Source organism: Pseudomonas sp. S2_H01 (assembly GCF_054668305.1).
Genome location: NZ_CP162756.1, coordinates 4,493,307 through 4,512,492, shown reverse-complemented (window position 1 = coordinate 4,512,492; position 19,186 = coordinate 4,493,307). Strand labels below are relative to the sequence as shown.

General features: G+C 57.1%; 14 protein-coding genes. 12 read left to right on the top strand and 2 right to left on the bottom strand.

Features of this window, described 5'->3' with window-relative positions; translation table 11 throughout:
* Positions 1–78: 78 nt before the first annotated feature.
* The 3 genes from AB4N84_RS20250 (at position 79) to AB4N84_RS20240 (ending at position 3,035) form a co-directional block, all read left to right on the top strand.
* Positions 79–732 (top strand): hypothetical protein, encoded by a 654-nt coding sequence (locus tag AB4N84_RS20250; RefSeq protein ID WP_074755021.1) that lies wholly within the window; start codon positions 79–81, stop codon positions 730–732.
* Positions 733–1,310: 578 nt separating this feature from the next.
* Positions 1,311–1,961 carry a hypothetical protein gene (locus AB4N84_RS20245; protein ID WP_460042828.1) on the top strand — a complete coding sequence of 217 codons (651 nt, stop codon included), beginning with the start codon at positions 1,311–1,313 and terminating at the stop codon, positions 1,959–1,961.
* A 507-nt stretch (positions 1,962–2,468) separates the two neighbouring features.
* Entirely contained in the window at positions 2,469–3,035 is a 567-nt protein-coding gene (locus AB4N84_RS20240) for a hypothetical protein (protein WP_460042827.1), read from the top strand.
* Positions 3,036–3,155: 120 nt separating this feature from the next.
* Here the strand turns inward: AB4N84_RS20240 and AB4N84_RS20235 are convergent, their stop codons facing one another.
* Positions 3,156–5,432 (bottom strand): autotransporter outer membrane beta-barrel domain-containing protein, encoded by a 2,277-nt coding sequence (locus tag AB4N84_RS20235; RefSeq protein WP_460042826.1) that lies wholly within the window; start codon positions 5,430–5,432, stop codon positions 3,156–3,158.
* Between the two features lie 592 nt (positions 5,433–6,024).
* Here AB4N84_RS20235 and AB4N84_RS20230 point away from each other — a divergent pair.
* From AB4N84_RS20230 to AB4N84_RS20215, 4 genes are all read left to right on the top strand, one after another.
* Positions 6,025–7,839, top strand: coding sequence for a hypothetical protein (locus AB4N84_RS20230; protein ID WP_460042825.1), 1,815 nt, complete (start codon positions 6,025–6,027; stop codon positions 7,837–7,839).
* 233 nt (positions 7,840–8,072) lie between these two features.
* Positions 8,073–9,929 (top strand): hypothetical protein, encoded by a 1,857-nt coding sequence (locus tag AB4N84_RS20225; protein ID WP_460042824.1) that lies wholly within the window; start codon positions 8,073–8,075, stop codon positions 9,927–9,929.
* A 64-nt stretch (positions 9,930–9,993) separates the two neighbouring features.
* The gene (locus tag AB4N84_RS20220; RefSeq protein ID WP_460042823.1) at positions 9,994–12,597 is read left to right on the top strand and encodes a hypothetical protein; all 2,604 of its coding nucleotides are present in this window, start codon (positions 9,994–9,996) and stop codon (positions 12,595–12,597) included.
* A 136-nt stretch (positions 12,598–12,733) separates the two neighbouring features.
* Complete coding sequence (locus AB4N84_RS20215; protein ID WP_460042821.1) at positions 12,734–13,213, top strand: hypothetical protein; 480 nt, start codon at positions 12,734–12,736, stop codon at positions 13,211–13,213.
* Here AB4N84_RS20215 and AB4N84_RS20210 read toward each other — a convergent pair.
* The gene (locus AB4N84_RS20210) at positions 13,202–13,885 is read right to left on the bottom strand and encodes an alpha/beta family hydrolase (protein ID WP_460042820.1); all 684 of its coding nucleotides are present in this window, start codon (positions 13,883–13,885) and stop codon (positions 13,202–13,204) included. The two genes, AB4N84_RS20215 and AB4N84_RS20210, sit on opposite strands and share 12 nt — an antisense overlap.
* Positions 13,886–14,733: 848 nt before the next feature.
* On the opposite strand from AB4N84_RS20210, the gene ccoN reads away from it, so the two are divergent.
* The 5 genes from ccoN (at position 14,734) to AB4N84_RS20185 (ending at position 19,163) form a co-directional block, all read left to right on the top strand.
* Positions 14,734–16,176 (top strand): cytochrome-c oxidase, cbb3-type subunit I, encoded by a 1,443-nt coding sequence (ccoN, locus tag AB4N84_RS20205; RefSeq protein WP_074755035.1) that lies wholly within the window; start codon positions 14,734–14,736, stop codon positions 16,174–16,176.
* Positions 16,176–16,787: a cytochrome-c oxidase, cbb3-type subunit II gene (gene ccoO, locus AB4N84_RS20200; protein ID WP_143024438.1), complete on the top strand. Its 612-nt coding sequence runs from the start codon at positions 16,176–16,178 to the stop codon at positions 16,785–16,787. Before ccoN ends, ccoO begins: the two co-directional genes overlap by 1 nt.
* Before the next feature lie 5 nt (positions 16,788–16,792).
* Complete coding sequence (locus AB4N84_RS20195) at positions 16,793–16,984, top strand: CcoQ/FixQ family Cbb3-type cytochrome c oxidase assembly chaperone (RefSeq protein WP_074755401.1); 192 nt, start codon at positions 16,793–16,795, stop codon at positions 16,982–16,984.
* Positions 16,981–17,958: a cytochrome-c oxidase, cbb3-type subunit III gene (gene ccoP / locus AB4N84_RS20190; protein ID WP_460042818.1), complete on the top strand. Its 978-nt coding sequence runs from the start codon at positions 16,981–16,983 to the stop codon at positions 17,956–17,958. The genes AB4N84_RS20195 and ccoP overlap by 4 nt, the downstream gene beginning before the upstream one ends.
* Before the next feature lie 203 nt (positions 17,959–18,161).
* Positions 18,162–19,163 carry a metallophosphoesterase family protein gene (locus AB4N84_RS20185; protein WP_460042816.1) on the top strand — a complete coding sequence of 334 codons (1,002 nt, stop codon included), beginning with the start codon at positions 18,162–18,164 and terminating at the stop codon, positions 19,161–19,163.
* The last annotated feature ends 23 nt before the right edge of the window (positions 19,164–19,186 follow it).

Here is a 19,186-nt window from a genome sequence, read left to right as displayed (position 1 = left end):
AAGTTTTGACATTGAAATACAGCGGAAGTCTCGTCACGAATTTCACGCACCTACAATAATTAAAAAAAGGATACCGTAATGACCATTAACGATTCGTATGCACCGATTGTTCCCGCCGCCGAATTTGACGGCCTTTTAACGTTAGATACCCTCCAGCAAGATATTGAGGTTTTGGTTGAAATCACGTCTGACGTTTTCGAAAAAGACACTTTCCAACTACTGCTCAACGGGGAATTGATAGGGCCTTCCTATGAGGTTCAAGCTGTCGTTCCTAAACCGGGCACGATGTTAACGTTCGTCATCCAAAAAGAGGCGTTCCGGGTGGGTGGTAGTTATCAGGTTGCCTACCGATTCACCACGTTCCCTGGAAACACGACGAGCGATTCCATCTCCACTCAAATTCGAATTGACCGTACCGCTCCGGGAGCCACGCTCCTCGCCGCCATGGTCTTGCCCGATGCGCCGTTCGACGATCACGTCACCGGCCTGATCCCAGGCTATGCCGGCATGGAACGAGGCGATGTTATTCAAACCCGTTGCAATGGCGTGCCTGGGCCTGTTCACACGGTTCAGGAAGACGAATTGAACCTCTACCCTGTCGCAATCACCTTTCAGCGAACGTTTCTCGAAAGCACCGCGACCGACACTGTTGTCATGGAGTACAGGGTGACTGATCGAGCGGGGAATCAATCCATCGTTTCCGGCCCATCGCAGCTTTCATTGGAACGATGATTACCTTCACCGAGCAGGCAAGCTCAAAGGGAACATCGTGCGAGTCGTCATGTTCTGAATAAGCCCACGAACAGCAACACTAGAGTGTCATCTTTAACCCGTTCAGTTAGACAAGCAGCGCACGGTCATCCGCAGCATAGGATGACCGTGCTTTTGGAGACGGGATGGCTTAGGCACACGTAAAGCTGGATACCTCTAACGCTCCACACATTACCAGCAGCACGTCCAGAGATGAGATGTTGGCCCTCAACGCTGCTATCAAGGCTGCCCGTAACGGTGAAACAGGTCGTGGTTTTGCCTAAGCCCCGGCAGCGAAGCTACCGGGGCTTTTTTTATAAGCCGCTGGAAAGTAGGACGTTTCCGAAAGTTTGTCATCTCGCAAACTTTCGCCATTTTATGAGGGAGTGCAGGATTGACAGAACAGACAAATCGCTATTAGTTAAAACTCAGACAGCGAAATTAAATAACACCATGACGGTGTTGGCGCTGATCTAGAGCGCTTGTTCTTAACGAATGCCTTCTGGCGTTCAATTCGGATAATTGCGACTCACTGCTAGCGAAACAAAGGAATCCAAATAATGAATAGAAAACTTGCAATACCTTTTGTCCCGGTTGCCGCACCGGACGGCCTGATCTCTCTTGCGGACTCCCAGCACGATATTACTGTTCTGCTTGAAACCTGGTCCTCTTCCGACGCGGGAGACACCTATCAACTGCTGCTTGACGGCAATCCAGTAGGGCCGATTAAGGAGCTTCCAGATCCTGTGCCTGAAGAGGGCTCAGAGTTGATGCTTACAGTACCTTTGGAATACATCGAGCAGGACGGCGTGTATGGGGTTGCCTACAAGGCAACCAATGTCCTAGGCCAAGCCTCGGCAACCTCTGGTTCAGTCCCAATCCGAATCGATCGCACCGCTCCTGGCGCAGCGCTTCTCGCAGCGATGGTGTTCCCTGCCGCCCCCTTCGGCAACCAAGTGACCGGCATGGTCCCCGGCTACGGAGGTATGGAGCAAGGCGACATCATCCAGACCTTGTGCAACAAAACCCATGGCCCGCTGCATGTCGTGCAGGCCGATGAGCTCACCCTGCGACCGATCGAAATCACCTTCGAGCGTGAGTTTTTAGAAAGCGTCGGGACCGAAAACGTGACGATCGAGTACCTCGTCACCGACCGGGCGGGTAACGAATCGATCATTTCCCTGCCTGTTGAGCTTTTTCTGCAATTGTAACGGATTATTTTTACTATCCATCCGGATGTCTGCCAAGGAAGCCTCCACGCTTTTGCGTGGATGTCCGGCCAATTTCGAAAAAAAGTCCCACGGTTACAATTTTCTTCGACACTTTTACTTCCTCATTACCTACATGCTTGTCGGAAGTTTCCGAGAGGCAAGCAGATTTTTTGCGACGCATGTATATAAATAAATATTTTCAACCCCGACAAATCGACAAAAAATCGTGAAACACACATTTCCGACCACTATTCAACAGGCTTTTTACACTTCAAAAGTCTTGCAAAACCTCTGCATCTGAATTGATTGACAGTAAGTTTTTTGCAACTGAACATATGCGGAAAGCGGACCGGTCTACACGCCTCGTTGATAGGCCCGAGCTTTTAAACATCATCAAACCCAGCTACCCAAGGAGTTTCCATGGAAGACTAAATGGACATCCCGCGACGCGTTGATTCACAAGTAAACACACCCGACAGCGATAAGGAGCCGAAGGAAAATCCGGTAATGGGAAACAGTGAGGAGCCGAAACAGCGAGCAGGTTATACGCCTTCGATTCCGCACTTTGAAGAGTTTCAGGCAGTGCCCTCAGCCAAGGTCACTGCGAACGAAACCGCGCTTATTTTTGAGCACTACATGCGCAGTATTCCCAGCTTTCCCTGGCAGCCTCATGAAGCGTCCATGGACGCCACCCCGGTCTTTGAAGCCCCCACCCTCGCCAACAACAAGAGCGGAGTCGTGACCCGCGAGCAGCTTATCGACGGCATTTTCATCGAGGTTCCCCGTTCACCCAAACTCTGGGCCGGTGATCAATTGAAGATGCGCTGGGGTTACAACACCTTCCTCACCACGGTCGGCGAGTCGAAAAATCGTAATGGACCGCGTTTGACTCAGTACCTGGCCCATGCAGCGCTGGCGGACTACAAAAACGGCTTTGTCGAGGTCAGCTACGAAGTCGTTCGTCGCTCACGTCTGGTAGGCGTTTCCGAAGTGCTGACCGTCGTTTTGAAGGGCAGTGCCAAGCGCCGATCAGTCCGCAACCGCGCGCTTCGTCGAGGCAATCCGCACCCGTAAGAGGTTCTGCGCAGCAAGGCTGACGCCGGACATGAAAAAGCCCCGGTTACAGCGATGTAACCGGGGCCCTTACAACAAAAACAACAGACGCATCAGATCAGACGATCGAGTGCCCGACGATCAGAACGCAAGGCGTAAACCGACGTTTGCGCCCCATGGCTGCACGACATGCTCGCCCTTCATGTAATCGAAGTCGGCATGCACCTGCAGGCGTTCAGACAACGATACCGAAACACCGGCTCCCAGCTCAGCCCGGGAACCGAACAGGTCGTTATCGAAACGCTGATCGTTGACGCTCACGTCATTGCTACGGGAGAACTCATGAGCCAAAGCCACACGCACATAGGGTTGAACAACACCACCGTCCTTAAGCGCAAACTGACGCCCTACGGTGCTGCCCACCTTACCCAGTACCGATTGAGTCTGGCGAGTCCTGGCCTGCAGGCCATTGTCCAGCGTGTAGCTGTCGCCTTCGATCCACACGCTCGACAGCTGGGCATAAGGTGCCACGAAGTAATCGTCAGGCAGCTTGATATGCTTGCCGAACTCCACAGAGCCGCCTACCGCCTTGTTGCTGTAGTCACCTTTGGCCTTGCTGCCATCGCTCATCGCCACCTTGGACGCGTTGTGAAACTGGTTCAGCTTCAACACGCCGTCCACGTAGTAACCCTCGTCCGACAGCCAGGTGCCATAAGCGCCGACGTAGTAGCTGTCCACCTCACCCGAGGTGCCACGGCTCATGTCCAGATCGGATTTGCTGTAACCCCCCATCAACCCCACCAACAGATGCCCATCGCTGACCGGAATCGGCGCATCCGCACCAAACGACAGCCCTTGCTGCTTCTGTTGATAATCCACGCCCGCATCCAGCGACGCCTTGAAGCGGTTGCCGTAATTGCGAATCCAGCCACCGCCCTGCTCCTGACCACGCACCTCGCCCATGCGGCTGCGCAAGGTGGTCAGTTCACTGTTCCAGATCGTCGGCCCTGCGCTGAACAACGCCAGCGCACTTTGCGTCGATGGACTGACGATCTTGCCGGAGCCGACGATGAACCAGTCGTTACCTTGCTGTTCGAGGGCGTAGGAGTAGACGCCGAGGTCGGCACGGCCGCGATCACCCGCCAGCTCGAAAATCGCGTTGCCGCTCTCCGTATGAATGATCCGCAATGCGTCGAACTCCGCAGGCACGACTTCTGCGCCGGTATTTTCGACGTTCACGTGGTGAAAGCCGGTGGCCTGTCCAGTGACGTTCAGCAGGTCGCCCGTGGCATTGTCCAGGTTGATGCGCATGTCGAATACACCGCGGCCAGACAACTCGCCCACGGTAAGGGTATTGAAGCCGTCGCCGCGAAAGCTGACGCGGCCAGCCCCCATCTTCAATGTCGGCACACTGTTATCGGCCAGCAACCTCCAGCGCGCATCGGAGTTGATGGTCATGCTATTGACGTTACTCACATTCCCGCTCAATCGCGCATCGTTTTGCAGGACGACATCGAGACGCGCACCCTCAACAGCAAGCAGATCGCCCTTGAGACGGCTGTCGTCGACGATCAGGTCAAGCTGGCCTTTATCCTTGACCTCCACCAGGTTTCCGTTGCCAGCCACCAGTTCGGTGTTGTTTTGCAGCGTGATAGTGGCAACGGCGGGCGAAATAACATTGTCAAAAAGCTCTATCGCGGGCCCGAAGTGCCCCACCACCGTGGAGTGATCGATCATCACGACGTCTGGGGGGGGAAGATTGCCGGAACCAGGTATTGGACCAGAGGTGGTGACCGTCAGCCCCACCCGTTCACCCTCGATAAAGCTGTTATTTTCGATAGTGAGATTCGAACTGCCGATCTGCACGCCTACCCCGGGCCCGCCCGCCCCCCCAACACCAAGCACGTGGGTAGCGGTCAAAACGGCGTCGCTTCTCGCCATTTTTATCGCGTTACCAGCGCCCGATACGAAACTGTTGTTCAGATTCATCGCATTGCCCGACTCACCAGCAGCAACGAGGTCTATCGCCGTCTTGGTATCGCTCCATACAATCGCATCGGTCGCATTCAGCGTACCCGCTTTCACCAGAATGGCGGCCGATATGCTAGAGGCATCGATCGTTTGCTCAACCACGCCGCCTGTGATATTTACGAGCCCATCAAGAAAACCCGCTTGAATGTTGTTGATCACCCCTCCTTCAAGCAGGTTCAGCGTAGCGCCCCGGCCCAGGAGATACTCCAGGCCTGTGGCCTGATCAACGGTTTCGACGGCGCGCGCCGGAACAGTTATGGCGCCCGGCAATAACCTGAGAGGTTGCTCCTGTGCCATGCTTTGTAATGTGATCGACATGCCGCATAACACCCCCAAAAGTTGCCAATGGGTGCCTGCGCCCTGAAATCTAATGCTTTTATCGTTCACGCTATACGTCCTTCTTTTAAAAGAACGACAGACTGCGACAGAGAGACCTTCTTCCAGCAATCAAAATAGATATAGAGCAGCGTTACTCACTCCCAAATGAGTGTCATACTTTTCCTACGGAAAAAGCGCTCATTGTGATGTCTCCCGCAAACAAATAAGACGACTGGATGGATGTTCGGAGCGTACGGGAGAAGCAAACCCATATCGATCAACGCTTGATTCAGTGACCGAGCCAAGACCCTTTGAGTGACAATCTCCCTTCAGATAAATAGAGAATTTTTACTATACGCGATAAATTCTGGCAATTGCCCTAAATCAGAAGAGCCACTCACAACTGACCTGAGCCAGATCATTCGTAAGTCCGTCTTTTTACTCCAAATAAAAAACCGCCCCCTATATCTGCACGCCCACCATTGACAACCCCACGAAACCGCTATTAGTTAAAAAGTGCCACTCACATACCGGACGTTTTATGCGTGAATGAAGCCTGCTGTTAATGACGCGTCAACACGCTGGAAAGCACCTGCATCTGTGAAGACGAAGCAACAATAAAAAAACATAACCTGCATCATCCAACAAGAGACCAAAGCATATGTTGAAACCACCACTCATCCCTCAAGCCGACCCGGTAGATGGACTGTTGACCCTGGAGGCCCTGCAACAGCCGATCATCATCAATCTGGTGGCATGGGCAGAGGCCTTGCCTGGCCATTCTTATCAACTTGTCTTGAACGGCGACGTGGTGGGTGAGAAAAAATACATTCGCGATGAACGTCCCGGCGATCCGTTGACGTTGGTCATTCCTGCAAGCCTGCTGGAGGTAGAGGGCACCTATGCCGTTGGTTACGTACCCAAGAACGAACCGGGCGGACAAGCTGCCTACTCACCCGTATCCCCGTTGATCGTCGACCGCACCCCGCCCGGTGGTGATCTGCTGGCGCCGCTGTTATTCGAGGCCCACCAGCAGCCGTTGACCGAAGAGGCCCTGGCGCTGGCGGGTGATGTGTTGACCGCCCGGCTGCCCAGTTACTTCGACGCCAAATGGGGCGATGTGGTGCGCACCTACTGGGGCGAGCAACCAGGGCCGGAACGCACCCTCAAGGCGGATGAACTGGGCGGCGGCAACATCGTGTTCAGCTTCACGCGGGATTTTCTGGCGCAATTGAACGACGGCGAGGTCCTCGTGACCTACACCGTCACCGACCGCGCGGGCAATCTCTCCAGAGTTTCGGAGCCAGCGCTGCTGCGCCTGCAACTGCGTAACCTGCCGCAGGCGTTGTTGGCGCCTGTGGTGCCTTCCGCCACCGACGGCTTGCTGGACCACAACGACGCTCGCCATGGTGTACGGGTGGATATTCCCCGTTATGGCAATGTGCAGCCAGGCGATGAGGTCGTGCTGCACTGGGGCAAGGTGACGCTGCACGGCCAGTTGCTGAACGACACCTCCGTTTTAAAGCCGATGATTCTGTCGTGGCATGTGCCCTACGCCACGGTGCAGGCCGCCGGAGACGGGCCCGTTGAGGTTCGGTATGACGTGTACCGCAATGGGGTATTGGGCGGCACCTCTCCCGCTGCGCAGGTGAACGTATTCGTCACCTTGCCAGGCCCACAAGACCCGACACCCGCCACCTTGATCAACGAGCAACTGGCAGCGCCTGCGGTGCGAGGTAGAAGCGAACAGGCCAATCGTGAGCACAACGTTCTTGATGAGGACGATTACCGCCTCGACGCGGACGTGATCGTTCCTTGGCAAACGGGCTTCAAGGCGTTTGATCAGATCGCGTTGTTCTGGGGAACGTGGCCGCTCCCGGTCATGCGTACACTTGATCAAAACGATATCGATGCCGGTGCCGACCTGGTGATCTGCCTGCCCAACAAGCTGATTGTCGGTGAAGGCCCCGGCCGTGCGATTCCTTTGCATTACACCGTCACCCGAACAGACAACCCCAACACTTCACACTCTTTGACGCAACCTGTGCGGGTGGTGAACCAGGCGCAATTACCTGGCGGTGAGTGCGGGTTGGCCGGTGCCGTGTTCGTGGACGCCGACACTACTCATACGTTGCGACTGCCTGCGGTGAAAGAAGGTACTTCATTATGGGTCAAACCTTATCGCAACCTGAGTGCTGGAGATCTTATCGAAGTGTCTCTGAAAGGTTATGACGCGTTTATTGACGGGCAACTCATTAAGGCCACAGAGATAAGCATGCCCGCAACGGTCGATGAACACACCCACCTCAACGACGTGCTATTTAAAATCCCGTCCACACTGCTCGATCATTTTACCGTCGGGCGAATTGAAGCGCGCTACCAGATTAAGAACGACTATGGCAGCACCTGTTCATTAAAGAGCGACATTTATATTGACAGACGCTCCGCCACGCCACAGCCAATTAAACACGATTGAAACATTTAGAAATCTAGACTTGCTAAAATATAAATACCTACCACACACCTATTGACAAGCCACAACCACTACGATTAGTTGAGTTGCATCCCGTATAGAAAAGCCAATTTAAACATACGCGGATAACCTTAACTGCCATACCCAACAGGCGCACCATGCCCTGTTAATTTAATAAAAAACTCGGCGGCCTTTTCAATCAAGGATCCCGGCTGCCTATTTAATGGAGAAGCACTATGTGTAAATTAAATCATCAATCACTGGTTACCCGCCACGGTAACAACAGAGCGTTGCCGCAACCGAGCGTTCCCGTCGCCGACCCTGTGGACGGCCTGCTGACCCGTGAAGACCTGCAGCAACCGGTCACCATGGATCTGGTGGCATGGGGAGAGTCGTTGCCTGGCCATTCTTACCAACTGGTTTGGAACGGCGAAGAGGCAGGTGAGAAAAAATACATTGCCGATGAGATTCCTGGCGATGCATTAACGTTGGATATTCCGGCCACTTTGCTGGAAAACGAAGGGGTCCATACGGCTGGCTACATAGCCAAGAACGAACTGGGAGGACAAACCGCCTACTCGCCAACAATCCCGTTGATCGTTGACCTCACCGCGCCAGGCGGTGGCCTGCTGGCCGCCATGGTCTTCCCGCCCGAAGCCCAGGACGGCACGCTGACCTCGGACGAACTGACCGCCATGGGTGATGTGCTCACCGCCGAGGTTCCGGGCTATGCAGGCATGGCGTGGGGCGACAGGATTGAGACCTTCTGGGGCAGCGTCCCCGGCCCACAGCATACGGTCACCCCGTCGGAGGTCACTCAGGACCGCGTGATGATCGACTTCACGCGCGCGTTCCTCGAAAACCTCGGCGATGTTCGAGAGCCAGTGAGCTACACCGTCACCGACCGAGCGGGAAATACCTCGATCCCATCGCTCCCGGATACGTTTCAACTGTTTCTGACGGAAATTCCGAACGACTACCCCGCGCCTGTGTGTGCACAAGCTGACGACGGGCTGATCGATGACGCCGACGCTCGCGCCAAGGTGGCCGTGGACATTCCGCAGTACCCGAACCCTCAGGTAGGCGACAAAATCACGTTGTATTGGGGCAGCGCCGCGCTCCCGGAAGTCGCTTTGCAGGCCGGCGATGAAACCTCGGATCCGGTGTTTACCCTCAATGTGCCCTACGCGCTGATCGCACAGGCGGGCGAGGGTAATGTCGAGTTGCAGTATGAAGTTCGCCGCAACGATGTGCTCGTGGGCGTATCGCTGTCGCTGCCTGTGACCGTGAACCTGACCTTGCCAGGGCCGGTGGATCCGGATCCGGAAACCCCGGAAAACGAAGCGTTGGCCCTGCCGATCATCCGCGGCACCAGCAATAATCCCGACAATCAGGACAACGTCATCGACAAGGATGACTTCCTGCTGGATGCCGAAGCGGTCATTGGCTGGAAGGACGAATTTGCCATCGGCGACACCCTCAGCGTGTATTGGGGTTCGCAACGTACACCGGCTGTTTACACCCTGCGCTCGCCCGACATCGGTCTCGATCTGGTGCTGAGTGTTCCTAACGCATTGCTCACCGCTGAAGGCACGGGCGATGCGATCAAGGTGTATTACACCGTGACCCATGCCGGCAACCCGAATACGTCGAAGTCGGGTGCGCAGACGGTGGTCGTCACCTCCGAGGGCGATTTGCCTGGCGGGCCAGATGGGCTTGACGGTCCGGTGTTCACCAACGCCAACCAATTCAATGCGATCAGCCCTGTAAACAGCCCTGATGGCACGCCGATCTTCATTCCGCCTTACGTCAATGCTGACAAGTACCCGCGCGTCAGCGTGGTCTTCCACGGCTACAACAGAATCCATGGAGATACGCCTGTACCTGGCGCCAGCATCGAGTTTACCCATGTGCTTGACGCCTCGGAGCAAGCGCAAGGCTACGCCTTCCGGGTTTCGGCCCAGCAACTGAGCCTGATCTGCGAGGGTCGCGGCGAAGCCTACTACCGCGTAGAGGGCCCTGGTGGCGTGATGGTCAACTCGATCACCACCCAAGTGATCATCACCATGTCCATTCCGGGAGGGGGCTGCTGAGCAGACCCAACGGCGAGCCTCCGGGCTCGCCAACCAAAACTACAAAAACAAGGAAGACAGCATTATGAACAGTGCAACTAAAGCGTTACTGCCGGCACCGGCGATGCAGAACCTGCACGATCCCAGTGGCATCGGTTATGCGGATACGCTGGATCCAAAGGTTCCGCTCTCAGTGCGTGTTGGCCCCTACCTGGAAATCAGTGAAGGCGATGCCATCGATCTTTACTGCGACAATCAACTGGCCATCAACTACACCGTAAAACGCGAAGACCTGACGCCCGGAAGTTTCAACTTCGTCGTTCTGCCGCTTGATCAGAAGTTTATCCGTCAAGACGCAATTACCCTTGTGTATGAGGTCACCAAACCCATTGGCGGCCAGAAAAATCAATCCTCTCCAGCCACCATTCCCGTCAAGCTCACCCTCCCAGGCGGCACCGACACCAACCCCGCAACGCCCTACGAAAACGAACGCCTCGCCAAGCCCAAGGTGTTCCCGGAAGGTGTCATCACCTCACCTGAAAACGTGCGTGTCGAGATCGCGCCTTACCTGAACATGTTTGTGGGCGACAAGATCACCTTGTCGTGGCACGGCGAACTGATCCTCACCGAAATCACCGATCAGGCTCAGGTGGGTAAGCCCGTCGTCATCCCGGTCAGCAAGGACATCATCGACCTTGCAGGTGACTCGGACATGCTTGAAGTGCGTTACGAGATTCGCGATGTGGTGAATAACTGGTCGCGTTGGTCGCTGCCCACTCATGTGGACGTGGAAGCCGGTGACACCAGCTTGCACGCCCCCATCACCCCGCAGGCACCGGGGATGGAACTGAATCTTGACCAATTGGGCTCGGCTGATCTTCAGGTGTTGGTGATTGCCCATCCTGATATCCAGCGTGGTGATGAACTGGTGCTGTCGATGGAGCGCAATACCGCCGAAGGCATGCCGCTGGAGACCTTCACGGCCATCAAGACTGTCAGCACTTTGGACAGTTTCTATGAGTTTCAGGTGCCGAACGCGCAATTCCTACCGATGGCGCAAGGGCGTGCTCGTCTCCAGTACCGGGTGAACAAGCCATCGGGCAACACCCTCCGTTCGAAGAGTCTGCCGCTGAAGATCGTGGGCAGTCCGATGGAGCTTCCGCTGCCGCGTGTACCTGTGGCTGAACAGAACAATGGCGTTCTGAACCCGGCGTCGCGCAATGTCCGTGCAGAAGTGCCCCCGTATTACTTCATGGCAGCAGGCAATGACGTGCACCTGTTCTGGATGGGTAAAACCGGTAGCGGCGCCAATGTCATGCACGACCAGCTTATTACGGTCGCCGAAGGCGATGTCGGCAGCCAGGTCGACTTCCTGATTCCAGACGAAAAAGTCAAGGCATTGGCCGGGGGGTCGGTTGAGGTCTATTACACCGTCAACACCTTCAGCCGCGCGTTCTTCAAATCACCTTCGTTGCGTTTGACGGTGAGCGAGGACCAAACCACTCCGCTGCCCCTCCCCATCATCAAAGAAGCCATCAACGACACCCTGGACCCGGCCAACACCCCCTACGGTGCAACCGTGATCGTTGATGCCTCGGCCGATTTGCGCCTGGGCGATCAGGTCAGGGTGAGCTGGAGAAGTCCTAAAGGCAACGAGGACAAAGACAACGTCATCGGCGCCAATGAGGTGGGCAAATCGTTGTCGGTGGTGTTCTCCAGTGCCTTGGTGAACGCCAACCTGGGCCAGCACATCTCGGTGTCGTATCGCATTATTCGCACGACCGGCTCCGTGCTGTTTTCCCGGTGGTACTCGGTGATGGTGGCAGGTGGCGAATTGTCGCTGCCAGAGCCAACGATGGACACCGTGAGGGGAGACGGGGTGATCACGCCCGGGTTGATCCCGGAATCGGGCGCCACGGTTCGGGTGCGCTATGACATTCGCAGCGGAGACCAGGTCAAGGTGATCTGGGTGGGCGCTTCCCGGTATGAGACGCCGGTGCAAACGGCCGGTGGTAGCAACCAACTGGTGTTCACTGTGCCGAAGTCGTTGATTGTGACGACGCAGAACGCCAAGGCCTCGGTGACCTATCAAGTCACGCGCGCAGGCACCACACGCGAATCGGTGAAGCTGAAACTGTCGGTGCTCAGTACGCTGACGTTCAACACCAGTGCGTTGAGGTTGTCAGGTAAAACGTACGCGCTGTTTTCCCACCCGGATGTTTCTCAAAAATGGACCGCCGACAACTCCGCGCAACGCGTGGCCAAAGAGGGAGTCAGGCCATACACCTACACGTCCAGCAACACGGCGATCGCGCGCGTTCAGGAACATGGCGTGGTCTGGTCACGTGGCAACGGGACAGCGACCATCAGCGTGACCGACGCCACCGGGGCCACGCTTTCCTATCAGGTCACGGTCAGCGGCGTGATCAAGTGCTCCCGACTCAAGCCCAACACGTATCAGGAAGTGGTATGGGATGCGGAACGCAACAACGCTCGTTTGCCAACGATGCAGGAGCTTCGAGAGGTCTACGACGCCTTCGGCGATAAGTGGCCGCTGGAGAAGACCAATATCTGGGCATCCACAAGCGCCAAGCTCCCCAAGGCGCCGATTAAACACTTTGGCAACGGCCAAGAGGGCTACGCCTTCACCATTAACAAAGTTCTGGGCATCGGGCTGCACTTTTCCTGACCGACGTTAAACGCTGAAACCCGACCGGACCCGCCTTGAAGGTGGGTCCGGTTCCCCTTCATGTTCATAACGCGTGCCCCTGCCCTCGCTGACGCCGATTCAGCCGGGGCAGGTGCACGATCAGGGAGAGCACTTTATGAACACCCGCAATCAACCTGCATCGCCAATATGCCCCAGGCCCGACATCTTCAGGGCCTTCGTTAACACCAAACCGTTTGTGGCCTCTCGCCTGAGTGGTTTGTCCTGTCTGCGGCCCGAGTTGTCTGGCGCGCGTACTCACCGGATCTGGAAAATTCATGCCGAAGGACAGGTCGCCCGGCATCGGACGATGCTTGGCCTGTTCATCGATCAGACGCTGGAGCCCGGCACCTACGATCTCGTGCGCAACGATCGCATCACCGTGGTCTACCACCGCACACCCAAGCAAGTCGTGCAGGTTTTTCACTCCCGCGATTTTCAGCGCGGGAGCGTGACACTGCTCGAGTTCAATTCTGATACCGGTCGCCTGCGCGGCACGTTCGAGTTCGCCATGTCGGCCATTGGCTTCGACGTGTCCGGGGGCGAATTCGACGTCAGGTGTCCACGTGAAGAGGATGTTTTCGCCTCAATGAGATAGAAAGCGGGCAACGCGTTCTGCGGCGTCCTGCAAGCAGGCCGAATAACTGACGCCCGCTGCTTTCAACGGTTTCAGGTCGTGGTTGGCGGTGGGCAGCCAATGGACATCGATCTGGCGCGAGAGCGTGTAACCTTCCACCGTTTCTCGATTGCCCAGCGCGTCCCGTTCGCCCTGAATGATCAGGGTCGGTGTGCGCAGTTCAGCCAGGTGTGCGACCCGCGGCTTTTCAGGCTTGCCCGCCGCGTAAAAAGGGTAGCCGAGGCAGACCAGCGCATCGGCCTGGACCTCGTCGGCAATAAGGCTGGCCATGCGCCCTCCCATGGATTTACCGCCGATGGCCAGACGCCCGCTGACAACGGGACGAACGGCGGCATACACCTGATGCCAGGATTCGAGCAATTTGGGTTGTGGATTGGGGGGACGCTTGCCGCCATCAATACGGCGCTGCGCCATGTAAGGAAGCTCGAACCGCAGCACACCAATGCCCAAAGCCACTAGACGGTCCGCCATGTCATTCATGAAATCGCTGTCCATGGGCGCACCCGCGCCGTGCGCGAGGATCAACGTCGCAGCCACGTTTTGCGTCGTCGGGGCGTGCCACAACCAACCCCGCTCTTTGGCCAGTTGCGCACAGTGATCGACGGCAAGCGTTACCGGGTGCTCTTTGCTCATGCTGGCCTCATGCCCTGATCTGTTGATGTGCGTCATTATGCCCAACGCGCAGGGCAATCTGAATGTTCCGCGCACCATGAAGATGCCCGCACACGACAGCCAGGGTTCAGCTTCCACTCTTTACCCTGACGTGGCACTTCGGACAAAAGCACCGACACGTTGAGCGCCCCAAACCACACACAACCGGGCGGTTTCATCGACGGCACAGTCTTTCTGTCCGGTTTCGGTCGATCAACCGCAACGATCACCGACTTTTCTGCCAGCTCGGGCCAAATTTTTGGGCAGCGAAAAAGTGCAATCGTTAGCGGCTTTTGTATACAACTTTAGACGTAGAAACCCTCCACCAAAGGACAGGGAGATCAGGGGGAGGAACGTTTCAGCTGTCTTCTGACATCGTCGTGCGCCGCGCCCCGAAGAGGGGTGCGGCGCCTCGGCAATCCCGCGCGGCCAAGTGTCGCAGTTGTTTTTACGGCTTCCATCGCCGGCCATTCACGTCTAAGCTTGCCGCCATGGTGGTCCGGCGACAGCTGGCCACAGGCCCAGTGAAAGGATTGTGCTCGACCCTCCTTCCCTCTTGCAGACAGACAGCATCGATCTGTTCGTCACCCGCAGGGTTGTATCCAGTTTTCGGCACTCACGCGCGCTGCCTCACTCGTCCTGTTCCCCGTCCTGGCGGCCCACTCGGGCAACTCAATCCTGTGTCTCGTGCGCGGCGGGTTGCCAAAAAACTGCATCTATCGTTTCAGTCGTCCGTGTCATGCGCTCATTGCGCGGCAAACGGTCTACGCTTATTTCGATGTTGCGGCTGTTACCACACTAATAAAACACCCAAACCGTGGAACCTTAGAATGAGCACAGCAATCAGTCCGACTGCTTATAACTATAAGGTCGTCCGCCAGTTCGCCATCATGACGGTGGTCTGGGGGATCCTTGGCATGGGGCTTGGTGTCTTCATCGCCTCACAACTTGTGTGGCCTGACCTGAACCTCGGTCTTCCCTGGACCACGTTCGGACGCCTGCGCCCGCTGCACACCAACCTCGTGATCTTTGCCTTCGGTGGATGCGCGCTGTTCGGCACCTCCTACTACGTCGTGCAACGAACCTGCCAGACGCGACTGATTTCCGACGGCATGGCCGCCTTTCACTTCTGGGGCTGGCAGGCCGTGATCATCGGGGCCCTCATCACGCTGCCCATGGGCTACACGACGACCAAGGAATACGCCGAGCTGGAATGGCCGATCGCGATTCTGCTGGCCATCGTCTGGGTGACCTACGCGGCGGTGTTCTTCGGCACCATCGTCAAGCGCAAGACCAAGCACATCTATGTCGGTAACTGGTTCTACGGCGCGTTCATCGTGGTCACGGCGATGCTGCACATCGTCAACCACATGTCGCTGCCTGTGAGCCTGTTCAAGTCGTACTCGGCGTATTCGGGTGCAACCGACGCGATGATTCAGTGGTGGTACGGCCACAACGCCGTGGGCTTTTTCCTGACCACCGGCTTTCTCGGGATGATGTACTACTTCGTGCCGAAACAGGCCGAACGCCCGATCTACTCCTATCGCCTGTCGATCGTGCACTTCTGGGCACTGATCACCCTGTACATCTGGGCCGGCCCGCACCATTTGCACTACACCGCGCTGCCCGACTGGGCGCAGTCGCTGGGCATGGTGATGTCGATCATCCTGCTGGCGCCAAGCTGGGGCGGCATGATCAACGGCATGATGACGCTCTCCGGTGCCTGGCATAAGTTGCGCACGGACCCGATCCTGCGCTTCCTCGTCGTGTCGCTGGCGTTCTACGGCATGTCGACGTTCGAAGGCCCGATGATGGCGATCAAGACCGTCAACTCGCTCTCGCACTACACCGACTGGACCATCGGTCACGTACACGCCGGTGCGCTCGGTTGGGTGGCGATGATCTCCATCGGTGCGGTCTACCACATGATCCCGCGGCTCTACGGCCGTCCGCAGATGCACAGCATCGGCCTGATCAACACGCACTTCTGGCTCGCGACCATCGGCACCGTGCTGTACATCGCGTCGATGTGGGTCAACGGCATCACCCAAGGCCTGATGTGGCGTGCGATCAACGATGACGGCACCCTCACCTACTCCTTCGTCGAAGCGCTGCAAGCCAGCCATCCGGGTTACATCGTGCGCGCCCTCGGTGGGGCGTTCTTCGCCAGCGGCATGCTGTTCATGGCCTACAACGTGTTCCGCACCGTGCGTGCCTCGAACACCGAGGAAGCCGAAGAAGCCGCCCAGATCGCTGTCGTGGGAGCCCACTGATGATCAAACATGAAATGCTCGAGAAGAACATCGGCCTGCTGTCGATCTTCATGGTCATCGCCGTTGCGGTCGGTGGCCTGACCCAGATCGTCCCGCTGTTCTTTCAGGACGTGACCAACAAACCGGTCGAAGGCATGAAACCCCGTCCGGCCCTGGAGCTGGAAGGTCGCGATGTCTTCATCGCCAATGGCTGTGTCGGCTGCCATTCGCAGATGATCCGACCGTTCCGCGCCGAAACCGAACGCTACGGGCATTACTCGGTGGCCGGTGAAAGCGTCTGGGATCACCCGTTCCTGTGGGGTTCCAAGCGTACCGGCCCTGACCTGGCCCGCGTCGGCGGTCGCTACTCCGATGACTGGCACCGCGCGCACCTGTACAACCCGCGCAACGTGGTGCCGGAATCGATCATGCCGGCCTATCCGTTCCTGGTGGAAAACAAGCTCGACGGCAAGCTGACCGGTCGCAAGATGGAAGTCCTGCGCAGCCTCGGCGTCCCTTACACCGATGAAGACATCGCCGGTGCAGGCGCCGCCGTGAAAGGCAAAACCGAAATGGACGCCCTGGTCGCCTACCTTCAGGGCCTGGGCACCATCATCAAGAGCAAACGGTGATCGCTATGGATATCGGGATGATTCGAGGCCTGGGCACCGTGGTCGTGATGGTGGCCTTCATCGGTCTGGCGCTGTGGGTCTTCAGCCCGCGGCGCAAAGCTGAATTCGACGACGCCACCCTGCTGCCCTTTGCCGACGACCCCGAGGCCATCAAGCACCTCGAGCAAGCAAAAGCTTCCAGGAGCAACAAACAATGACTACGTTTTGGAGCCTGTACGTAACGGTGCTGTCGCTGGGCACGATTTTCTGCCTGACCTGGCTGTTGCTGGCGACCCGCAAGGGCCAACGCGCCGACACCACCGACGAGACCGTCGGCCACTCGTTCGACGGCATTGAGGAGTACGACAACCCGCTGCCCAAATGGTGGTTCATGCTGTTCGTCGGCACGATCATCTTCGCCTTGGGCTATCTGGTGCTCTACCCAGGCCTGGGCAACTGGAAAGGCCTGCTGCCGGGGTACGACTACGTCGATAACGACAAAAAGATCGCCTTCTCCAATGGCCAGTCCGGCTGGACCGGCGTCCACGAATGGGAGAAGGAAATGGCCCGTTCCGACGCCCGTTTCGGGCCGATCTTCGCCAAGTTCGCGGCCATGCCGATCGAGGACGTGGCCAAAGACCCGCAAGCACTGAAAATGGGCGGTCGCCTGTTCGCCACCAACTGCTCGGTCTGCCACGGCTCCGACGCCAAAGGTGCTTACGGCTTCCCCAACCTGACCGACGCCGACTGGCGCTGGGGCGGTGAGCCGCAGACCATCAAGACCACCATCATGGGCGGCCGTCATGCGGTCATGCCGGCGTGGGGTGAAATGATTCTGGATCAGGGCGTGCGTGATGTCTCCGCCTACGTGCTGACTCAACTGTACGGCCGTAAACTGCCGGACGACGCCAAGGCCGACCCGGTGGCCGGGCAGAAAATCTTTGCCGCCAACTGTGTGGCCTGCCACGGTCCGGAAGGCAAAGGGACGCCCGCCTTGGGTGCGCCGAACCTGACCCACCCGGCCGCCTTCATTTACGGCTCCAGCTTCGCGCAGTTGCAGCAGACCATCCGCTACGGTCGCCAGGGCCAGATGCCCGCGCAGGAACTGCTGCAGGGCAACGACAAGGTGCATTTGCTGGCCGCCTACGTGTACAGCCTGTCTCACGGAGACAAACCCGCCGACGCCCCATAAACCGTTCACGTGGAGGGACCTTTGCCAGCGCACCCTGGCGAGGGTCTCTAGAACGGCCACCGGTAACTCGCACTTACATTTGAAAAGCCGACGGTTGAAATTTGAGCTTTATATACGCTTGATTTTGCGTTTACGTCCCTAGACTGCACGCACAAGTCGCAGGAAGCGCACTTGGCATTCGCTCTCTCAAGGACGTACCGAACATGAATAAATGGACTCTTTTAATCAGCTCGTTGAGCCTGTGGCTTGTGAGCATGACCGCCCACGCGACGCCGTCAGTGCTGATCTTTGCCTCGGACCCGCAATACCCATGGACCCCTTACAGCGACAACCAACAGGACATCCCGGACAAAACCAACCAGCAACTGTCGAGGGAATTGATTGAAGCGCAGTACACAAGCATCGCCGATTTACGCAAGGCCCATCCGGATCAGCACGTGCCCGTGATGATCAACGGTGACATGACCGCCTATGGCCACGGCTGGCAGCGCGATTATCTGTACCGCACGCTGGACGCTCATCTGGGCGGTGATTATTACTTCGGCCTGGGCAATCATGATTACCAGAACAACGTCGGCAACTGCGCCAACAACGGCTGCGCCCGGGACAGCCTGTTCGACCTGCGTGACCGGATGCTGAATAAAGTCGATTCGATGGCGCTGCACGTCGAGAAAGCCGGCTGGAACGAGACGTGGGTTGGCAGCCTCGCGTACAGCAAACGGTTCGGCGACGTTCAGCTTATTCAGTTGAATAACGAGCCGACCTACGAAGCCAGTTTCAGCTCACGACAAAGGTTCAAGACGTACGATTTCAGGATAAAGAGCTCACTCGACTGGCTTGAAGAACAGCTCAAACAGGCAAGGGCCGACAACCTGACCATTTTGCTGAACATGCATAAACCCAATGGCTGGCAGACCAGCGCCCAGGATCTTCAGCGTTTCAAGGCCATGATCACTACGTACCAGGTGACGGCCGTCTTCGCAGGGCATTTACACCGATACAGTGGTCGCTACTACGAGGCGGATTACTTCGGCGCAGTGCCGCTGTTTCTCAGCGGCTCGGCCTCACAACGCAGTTACCTGATCGCCGAGATAGACCGCGATGCACGCCATCTCAGGGTGAGCAAGGTCGCTGACAACGACTGGAAAAACAGCAAGGAGCTGGCGGTGATACCCCTGCCCGGCCATCAAAACGATCTAAAGTGACAGGAGTATCATGTGCGCCATGA